The organism is Candidatus Aquicultor secundus (assembly GCF_002791875.1).
GTDB lineage: Bacteria > Actinomycetota > Aquicultoria > Aquicultorales > Aquicultoraceae > Aquicultor_A > Aquicultor_A secundus.
The window spans coordinates 1-8,801 of the sequence record NZ_PFNG01000183.1; the positions used below are offsets into that span (position 1 = coordinate 1).

An 8,801-nucleotide genomic window follows, 5' to 3' on the forward strand; every position below is an offset into this window, starting at 1 on the left:
GATGGACACCCTTGCCCTTGGCTAATGGTTCCCACTGCCAAGCCCATAGCGGACTTTCACCGCCAAGCTATCGCCCATGCCGGGCGCACACGAAAAAAGTAGGGCGAAACTTGAACTTCGCCCTACTGATTTAATTAAGTTTTTCTGACCCCCGGGCCCCGGACCCCGGACCCTTTCTTCTCCTTAGGCTTTGACTTTCGTCATCAGGTACTCGTGGATCGAGTTTGCGGCCTTGCGGCCTGCGCCTGCAGCCAGGATAACGGTTGCCGAGCCGGTTACGATGTCGCCGCCGGCGAATACGCCGGGCTTGCTGGTCGCGCCGCTCTCGTCGGCAACGATGTAGCCGCGCCTGTTAATCTCGAGATCCGGCGTCGAATTCGGGATAATCGGGTTCGAGCCGGTACCGATCGACATAACCACCGTGTCTACCTCGATGACATACTCGGAGCCCTCGATTGTAACCGGGCGGCGCCTACCGGACTCATCCGGCTCGCCGAGTTCCATCTTGACGCACTTGATGCCGCGCACCCAGCCATCCTCGCCGACGATCTCGACGGGGTTGGTGAGAAGCCTGAAGTCGATGCCTTCCTCGATCGCGTGGTGCACTTCCTCTTTACGGGCGGGAAGCTCTTCCATCGAACGGCGATAGACAAGGTAGACCGCCTCGGCACCAAGCCGAAGCGCGGTTCTGGCCGAATCCATCGCGACGTTTCCGCCACCGACGACCGCCACGTGCCCGCCCTTTTTAATCGGCGTATCATACTCCGGGAAGAGGTATGCTTTCATAAGGTTTGTCCTGGTCAAAAACTCATTGGCTGAGTAAACACCGTTGAGGTTCTCGCCCGGGATGTTCAAGAACATCGGTAGACCTGCCCCGGAGCCGATGAAGACGGCGTCAAAATCGCCGAGAAGCTCGTCAATGGTGTAGAGCTTGCCGACAACCGAGTCGACCTTGATATTGACGCCAAGCGCCTTGATACCGTCGACTTCCGATTGGACGATCGCTTTTGGAAGCCTGAACTCGGGGATACCGTACACGAGAACACCGCCGGCTTTGTGAAGCGCCTCAAACATGGTAACCTCGTGGCCGAGTTTAGCCAAATCGGCTGCAACAACAAGTCCTGCCGGGCCGGTACCGACGACCGCGACTTTAAAGCCGCTCGGTTTTGGCTTCTTGACCTGGCCGTTGCTACTGCCTCCGCCGTTCACGCGCTCGTAGTCGGCTACAAAACGCTCCATACGGCCGATTGCAACCGGCTCGTTTTTCTTGCCGAGCGCGCACTTCGACTCGCACTGGCTCTCCTGCGGGCATACGCGACCGCAAACGGCCGGAACGGGGTTTTTCTCTTTGATCTTCTTGGCCGCGCCAATAAAATCGCCTTCTTTAATTAAAGCGATAAACTCGGGGATCGGTACCTCGACCGGACATCCCGAAACACAATCCCTTTTCTTACAAGCCAAGCAACGATTCGCCTCGCGGAGGGCATCTTCGGCGGTAAAGCCAATGGTTACCTCCTCGAAGTTTCTCCCACGCGCCTTAGCGTCTTGCTCCGGCATTGCGGTGCGGGTTTTTCTAATCTCTTTTATTTCCTCTTTTGTAAATTCAGGTATCTTAATCTCTGCCATCTGCCCTCCTCCTTACTTTGCGCTCGGGACGCAACTGCATGAATATTTTTCCATCGCAACTTTCTCTTCAGTGAGATAGGTGCGCTGACGTGTCATCAAAAGATCCCAGTCGACGAGGTGGCCGTCGAAATCCGGGCCGTCGGTGCAACCGAACATGGTCTTGCCGCCAACAGAAACACGGCAGGCGCCGCACATGCCGGTGCCGTCGACCATAATCGGATTCAAGCTGACAAATGTTTTAATTCCGTAAGGCTTGGTTGCAAGGGATACGAACTTCATCATGATAGCCGGACCGATAGCCATAACCCAATCGACTCCATTTGCCTCGATCTCTTGCTTGAGCACATCGGTAACAAGACCTTTAAAGCCCTTGCTACCATCATCTGTGGAAACAAGAACCTGATCGCTGAACTCAGCAAGCTCTTTCTCATAGACGAGAAGATCGGCCGAGCGTGCGCCGATAATCGAGGTAACAGTGTTGCCGGCTTCTTTTAGCGCCTTGCCGATTGGATACATCGGTGCAGCTCCAAAACCACCGCCAAGAAGAGCTACTCTGCCGTAATTCTTAATCGGGGTCGCGTGACCCATCGGGCCAGCGATATCTGCGATATCATCGCCGACATTCATGGCGCCGAGTTTCGAAGATGTTACGCCGATCGTCTGAACGACGAGACCTAGGCTTCCATCTTCCGGGCTTATGCGAGCCAGTGAAAGCGGTATGCGTTCTCCTACCTCATCCGCGCGAACAACAACAAACTGTCCTGCTTTAGCCTTCTTTGCTATCTCCGGTGCCTCGACCTTTAAAGCTATCAAGTCGGACCGCAGGACTTCTTTTCCTAAAACTTTAGCCAATTTGCACTCCTCTCCCCCAACATTATTAAATTATTGGTAATTCATTTGTAATTTTTGCCACAAAAGCATCTTATATCTTAACCTCGTGACCTGGTGTTGTCAAGGCTTCATCGATGTGTAACGCCCTGTTAACACAGCTCAAAAGGGCATAGGAAATCTTACCATATCGCTTTGCGGGTTTTCACCCCTACAGAAGTCGCTAAATATGCGACATGCGGACATGATGGTATTAGGCAATAAAGGGGTTGGGTTTGCCGCCGGATAAAAATGTGGGCTCTATGGCCCGCCTGGGCTATCTATATACACTGAGGAGGGCCGAGACAAGCTCGGCCCCTACGTTATTACATTATAATACTGGTTAAACGCCAATTTTTTATCCTATGTGGAGGACTGCACGAGCAGATCGGCTTCCTCCGCGCTTGCAACCTCCCACTTGCCGCAGCGACCGCCCCAGCAGGCCAGCGTCTTGGCCGAGACCATGATGCGCACGATCTCGCAGTGGTTCTCACAGCCCTTGCAGTGGAAGCTTCTCGTCTGGTAATCGACGTCGGCCGACTCGAAGCCGTTGAACTTGGTGTTGCCGTCGCGCACCGTGCCGCGCGCCAAAAGCGCCCCGCCGATTGCGCCCATCACGTGGTGGTGCTCAGGGATTGTGATCTGCATCTGAAGCGCCTCTTCAAACGCCCGCTTCATACCGGCGTTCGCCGCGACCCCGCCCTGGAAGACGATAGGTGCGATCAGTTCCTTGCCTTTTGCGAGGTTGTTCAAGTAATTGCGCACGAGCGCCTGGCAGAGGCCGTAGATGATATCCTCCATCCGGTATCCCATCTGCTGCTTGTGGATCATGTCGGACTCGGCGAAGACCGAGCATCGCCCGGCGATCTGGCACGAAACGGTCGATTTTAACGCATAGCCGCCAAATTCCTCGATCGGGATACCGAGGCGTTGCGCCTGGTGGTCGAGAAACGAGCCGGTCCCGGCGGCGCACACAGTGTTCATCGCGAAGTCGATGACGATGCCGTCGCGAAGCAGGATGATCTTAGAGTCCTGTCCGCCGATCTCAAGAACGGTTCTCACCTGCGGCACCACGTGGGACGCCGCAACGGCGTGCGCCGTGATCTCGTTCTTGATGATATCCGCGCCGACGATAACGCCGCTTAAGTATCGCGCGCTGCCGGTTGTCCCAACACCCGCGATCTCTACATTCTCAGGAAGTTTCTCTCTCAACTCTTTAAGCCCCTGCTGGACGGCCACAATCGGCTGCCCCTGCGTCCTTATGTAAACAAGGCTTACGACATCTCCGCGCTCATCTATAACAACAAGGTTGGTGCTGACCGAGCCAACATCAACGCCCAAAAAACCCTTCATGCTTACGTCCTCCCTACTAATTCCCTGGTTCTGTGCTTTTTTCGGCTCGCCAGAAGATCGATGAAGGCCTCCAGGCGGGTCAATATGCCGGCGCGTCCCGTCTGCTCGTCGATGACGAACGAGATAACCGGGATATCCAGATCGCGGCTTACCATCGGCAGGATCGATTTTGCGATGGTGTCCGGCATGCAGGTAAACGGGAAGAGATGGATCACCCCGTCAAGGCCTTCCTTGGCATACACGCAGGTATGCCCCACGCTCGGCAGCCCCTCGCCGCCGACAAAGTGGTTTAGATACGGCTTGGCGGCCGCGGCGATCTCATCGTCGCTTATCCCCATGATCTGGTTTTTCGTCGACGGGCTTATCCAGTCGGTCAGGAACACCGAGCGCTCTAATGATACCCCCATGTTGCCCAGGTATTCCTCGATATCGAAGTTTACGAACGGCTCGAGCAGGATGTAGAACTCGCCGATGATGCCGACTTTGAGCACATCGCGGTCCATATCTTTTTCAACCGCTTTGAGTACGGCAAACGCCTCCGCCTTAGCCTGAGCGATCTCCTCTTCGGTCATCGCCGGGCTCATAATATCCAACGCTTTTTTATATGCTTTGGTGGTACCGCCGCGGTTAACCTCATAGGCGCGGTATTTTAACGCATGTTTTTCAAGCTCGTCTAATATCCTGGCTTTACTAAAGCTCACTTTAATGAGCTGCCAGATCTGATAAATCGATTTTCCGGGCGCCAGGATTTTTAGCGTATTGATAAAGCCCATCCAGCCCGCCGCCGGCGGCTCAAGCACGATCATGTCGAACTTGTATCCCGCCTCTTCCAAGACGCACTTCTGTATCTCGGCGTAGTAGCCGAAGCGGCACGGCCCAACGCCGCCCGCCATTAAAAGCGTATCCGCCCCGGCCTCGATGGCCTCGATGAAGTTTCCGATCGTTACCTTCAACGGAAGGCATGCGAACTCTGGTGAGTAGCGCAAGCCCCGCTGCAGCGTCTTCGAGCTGGTGCGCGGCGGCACCAAATAATCGATTCCGGTGCGCGTAAAGATATCTATAAATACCCGATCAAGCTTTCCCATATGGGGAAACGTCACCTTCATTACATCGCCCTCCACCTGAGCATATCGATAAAGGCCTCAACGCGGGTTATCATGCCCGCCTCGCCGCTGTGCTCGTCGATTACCAGCGACATCAGCGGGATGCCGTGCTGTTTTTTGGCCTCGATCTCAAGCAGAACCTGTATTAAAGAATCCTGGCCGCAGGCAAATGAGAGAATATAGATGATGCCGTCGACCGACTTGGTCTGCATCCAGTGAAACGCCGCGCCGACGACCTCGCGCTCATACGACCAGAAAAGGCGCTTGGGCAGACGATTCGCCTCGCGCTCAAGCGTGGCATGCGGGATCATCTCCTCGGTCGCCACGTCGGCGCCCCAGTCCCTGAGCTTTTTTATTAAATTTAAGTTTACATAGGGATCGGAGACGTTATACGGATGCCCCGCGATGCCGATTCGTAAATCCCCGGTCGCCACATGTTTTTCCGCCCCCATTATGGCCTCGATCGGCGTGAGTCCCTCCAAAAGCTTTTTCTCATACGCCTTCTGGGCATGGATCCCGGCCGTCCAGGCCCGCCAAATCTTATACTTGCTGCTGGTAAAAAGCGACCCAAAATCGAAGAGAGCCTCGAAAAAACGCCGTTTGCCTAAACGCGCGTTAAAGGTGGGCTCAAAGATTTTAGGAAGCGGCTTGTCAAGCGCCCGCGCCAAGTCAGGCAGGCCCAAGAACTTCGGGCAGGTGTACGCACCGCTCTCGACGCTTATAACCCTTGGAATAAAGAGTGCGTCCACTTTGTCTTTAAGGTCGAGCAGGTGCCCGAAAAACACCTTTACCGGCAGGCAAAGCTCGTTTTCCGCAACGGATGTGCCCAGATTTATCGTCTTCTTTGTGGTGGGGTTGGAAACCACGACCTCGGCCCCAAGCCCTTTCAAAAACGTGTCCCATAACGGGTAATATTTGTAGTAAAGCAACGCCTGAGGAATACCTACCGTTGTACTCACCGCGTGAATACACCCCCCCGTGAAATTCTTAACTCTTTTACGGCCAACATTTAACAAAAACAGTATAATCGGTTGCTCGATGATTAGCATATCATTAGTTTAAGCAATCGCCTATAGGCGATTCTTTTGAAATACCCACGCGCGGTTATTTTAAACATTACATCCTCATCCTCGTCATCGGACCGCTGGTCATCGGCTTCGGTTGGCTGAACGGATTGCTCTATCCAAGGAGGGATTGAAGGGTGCATGCAACGATATTCATACCGTGGATTTCCCCTAGCAGGGGTTTTGTGCTAAATAGCTTTACAAAAACCGGATTTTAGCCGATAATGTAGCATAGCTAAGACGTGAATTCGTAAATGGGGGCTCGTTTTTAGACGGCCTTTATTTTTTTGTCGGTGTTGTAAGCTCGTTTTCGAGTGTCGCATAACCTAGCGTCGTAAGCTTAAAAGTCTTAAGACGCTAGGAGGTGGAAGATTTGGCAAAAGGTACAGTAAAGTGGTTCGATAACAGCAAGGGCTTTGGCTTTATTAGCCAGGAGGACGGCGGCCCGGACGTATTCGTACATCACTCAGCTATCAATGCCGACGGTTTCAAGACCCTTACCGAGGGCGCTACCGTCGAGTTCGAAGTCCAGATGGAGGCCAAGGGTGCCCGCGCATCCAACGTCGTCGTTATCGACTAATCAAAGATTTTAAAACAATAAGAAGCCACCTTTTCGAGGGTGGCTTTTTATTTTAGGGTTTGCCTAGATAACTAGATAATATTCAACGAGTCTTTAGCTTTTCAGGGCTATCCGAGTAGTTGTCCGTGGATACCAGCTCCATGATTGCCGGCAGTTCATCCGACTGCACTACATAATCCCTGCGTTGAGGACTGAGATTTGCGATATCGTAGATCGCCTTACTCACCTGATTCACCGAATAGGCAGCAAGTAGCGAGGCTAAAATAAAAGCAAAATAGAATAAAGCGGTTGATAGTGGTTTCAAAATAGGGCTTAAGAGTGCCAAAAGCGTTATATGAACAAGATAAACCTCGTAGGAGATGTTATTAACTGCGGGCAATTTCCAGTTAAGAGAAGCCACTTTAAATGCGATAATGAAAACTCCTAGCGGTAAGAAGGTAAATGTTATCGGATCTCCTTTCGGGTAATTATTCGCTACTGTTCCTATCCCCCAAACGACCACTCCTAGAGGAAAAAGCTTATGCAAAACGCGCTCGGTCTTCTCCCTGTCTTTTAAGAGCATCAATGCGACATAAATCCCAAAATAAAACGGGAATATCCAGACGAAGATTTGCGTCAAAAACGTCTTTAAATAATGAAAAGGAAAGATACCGTATAAAGTAAATGCGAAAACCTCCAGTATAAATATGCCCGCCAGCCCGAGATGACCGGTCTTTCTCGCAAAGCCATAAATGAATGGGAAAAGTACGTATAAGCGGATGATGGCAAACAAAAACCAGAAATGGGGCTGAAGTTTTTGCATGCGGGGTAGTTCGAGAAGCAGGATATTGCCCATCCATTGCAGGGGATTACTCGGAGGCGTTAGCGAGACATTACGACCAAGAAAGTAGAGGAGAAGCGCGGCTGAAATAGTAACCCAGAAAGGAACATAGATGCGTAAAAGCCTCGACCGGTAGAATTCCATCCACGTGATTTTTTTCTTGCTTAGTAATAGCGTAAGACCGATTCCACTTGTGGTAAAGAATAAAAAGGTGCCCTGGAAGCCGTTTCTTAAAGGAAGTTTGAGAAGCGTCCAATCTTTAAAGTAGATGCCAAAATCTCTTACAGTAGGATCAACCGCAGGCCAAAAGTGGAAGGTCATGATAGCTAATAACGCTAGGAGTTTTATGCTTTCTATCCAGTAAATTTTCTTATCCAAAGGTGTATGTACCTACGCATGCTAATGGTAGGGTCAGTATACCACAAGCAATAAAGGCCTCTACATAAAGTGGGACGTATTCCAATTGCTCCATGTAATATGCCTGGTGTCCGGCGTCAATTATTATTTCCTATAGGAAATAATAATTGACGCTAGGATCTCATGTTAGCAGCTTAAGGGACACACTCAAATCCCTGTTCTTTAAAATGCTTATCGAAAGTAAATGCCCTTTTAATTCCAAGCTTTCGCATAGTGATGAAACTAATACAATCTACGAGACTTAGCTTTCTACGATTTGCTGCAATAAGAGCAGTAATACCGGATAAGTGATTGACTTCATTAATCCACTCTACCGTAAGTATGGGGATAACATCATTTTGAAGCAGCGAAACCGCTTCAACGCCCAGACGGTGCTGTGCTAATGCAAAGGTTTCAACCAATACATAATTATGGCTAATTAATACCTCACTTTTGCTGATAATATCATTCCAGGCTTTTCTTGCTTGCATGTGATGTATATCATCAGCATCCATTACCGCAAGAAGAGCTGAGGTGTCGATAAAAACGCTCATGACCCGTATGACTCCGCTAGATACTTATCGTGGTTGGTCGATAGATCTTTAATGCCTGACTTGAATTTGCCGGCAACTGATAATGCTCTTTGCCGTCGCTCTTCATCAGAGGCTTCAACGTCTGATTTAATCACCGAATCAACACCTCGACGGACCAATTCTGCGATAGAAATATGTTTTTTGCTTGCCATCTTTTTCAAAGCGGTAACCTGCTCTTCAGTTAATTGAATCTGGGTTCTAACCATAACAATGCCTCCATGATTACATATTACTTATCATGTTATCATAAATTAGATCGACTGTTAACTTTATTCGGTTGAGTTATCCAAGAAAAGTAAATCAGGTTCGAATCCTTCTCGGGTTCAAAAATTTAGATCGGGATAGGGGGCGGCTTTCGCCGCCGACCCTCCCACACCACCGTACAAGCGGGTCCGCATA

Annotated in this window: 9 protein-coding genes; 1 reads left to right on the forward strand and 8 read right to left on the reverse strand. The window is 50.9% G+C overall.

From position 1 onward, the window contains the following. Positions 1-183: 183 nt before the first annotated feature. The 5 genes from gltA to COY37_RS07790 form a co-directional block, all read right to left on the reverse strand. Complete coding sequence (gene gltA, locus COY37_RS07770) at positions 184-1,626, reverse strand: NADPH-dependent glutamate synthase (RefSeq protein WP_286677632.1); 1,443 nt, start codon at positions 1,624-1,626, stop codon at positions 184-186. A 12-nt stretch (positions 1,627-1,638) separates the two neighbouring features. Then, positions 1,639-2,478, reverse strand: a complete 840-nt coding sequence (locus COY37_RS07775) for a sulfide/dihydroorotate dehydrogenase-like FAD/NAD-binding protein (RefSeq protein WP_286677631.1) — start codon at positions 2,476-2,478, stop codon at positions 1,639-1,641. A gap of 378 nt (positions 2,479-2,856) precedes the next feature. Further along, positions 2,857-3,846: an acyl-CoA dehydratase activase gene (locus tag COY37_RS07780; RefSeq protein WP_286677630.1), complete on the reverse strand. Its 990-nt coding sequence runs from the start codon at positions 3,844-3,846 to the stop codon at positions 2,857-2,859. Between the two features lie 2 nt (positions 3,847-3,848). Further along, a complete protein-coding gene (locus tag COY37_RS07785) occupies positions 3,849-4,952 on the reverse strand; it encodes a hypothetical protein (RefSeq protein ID WP_286977092.1) in 1,104 nt (367 codons plus the stop codon). Then, complete coding sequence (locus COY37_RS07790; RefSeq protein ID WP_286677628.1) at positions 4,952-5,908, reverse strand: acyl-CoA dehydratase activase-related protein; 957 nt, start codon at positions 5,906-5,908, stop codon at positions 4,952-4,954. The genes COY37_RS07785 and COY37_RS07790 overlap by 1 nt, the downstream gene beginning before the upstream one ends. A gap of 478 nt (positions 5,909-6,386) precedes the next feature. Here COY37_RS07790 and COY37_RS07795 point away from each other — a divergent pair, with 478 nt between their 5' ends. Further along, on the forward strand, positions 6,387-6,593 hold the full coding sequence (locus COY37_RS07795) for a cold-shock protein (protein WP_286677627.1): 207 nt from the start codon (positions 6,387-6,389) through the stop codon (positions 6,591-6,593). Positions 6,594-6,675: 82 nt separating this feature from the next. Here the strand turns inward: COY37_RS07795 and COY37_RS07800 are convergent, their stop codons facing one another. The 3 genes from COY37_RS07800 to COY37_RS07810 all read right to left on the reverse strand — a co-directional run bounded on the left by COY37_RS07800 (position 6,676) and on the right by COY37_RS07810 (position 8,608). Next, positions 6,676-7,791 (reverse strand): acyltransferase family protein, encoded by a 1,116-nt coding sequence (locus COY37_RS07800; protein WP_286677626.1) that lies wholly within the window; start codon positions 7,789-7,791, stop codon positions 6,676-6,678. Positions 7,792-7,964: 173 nt separating this feature from the next. Beyond that, positions 7,965-8,363, reverse strand: coding sequence for a type II toxin-antitoxin system VapC family toxin (locus COY37_RS07805; protein WP_286677625.1), 399 nt, complete (start codon positions 8,361-8,363; stop codon positions 7,965-7,967). Further along, positions 8,360-8,608 carry a hypothetical protein gene (locus tag COY37_RS07810; RefSeq protein ID WP_286677624.1) on the reverse strand — a complete coding sequence of 83 codons (249 nt, stop codon included), beginning with the start codon at positions 8,606-8,608 and terminating at the stop codon, positions 8,360-8,362. The genes COY37_RS07805 and COY37_RS07810 overlap by 4 nt, the downstream gene beginning before the upstream one ends. Between the last annotated feature and the right edge of the window lie 193 nt (positions 8,609-8,801).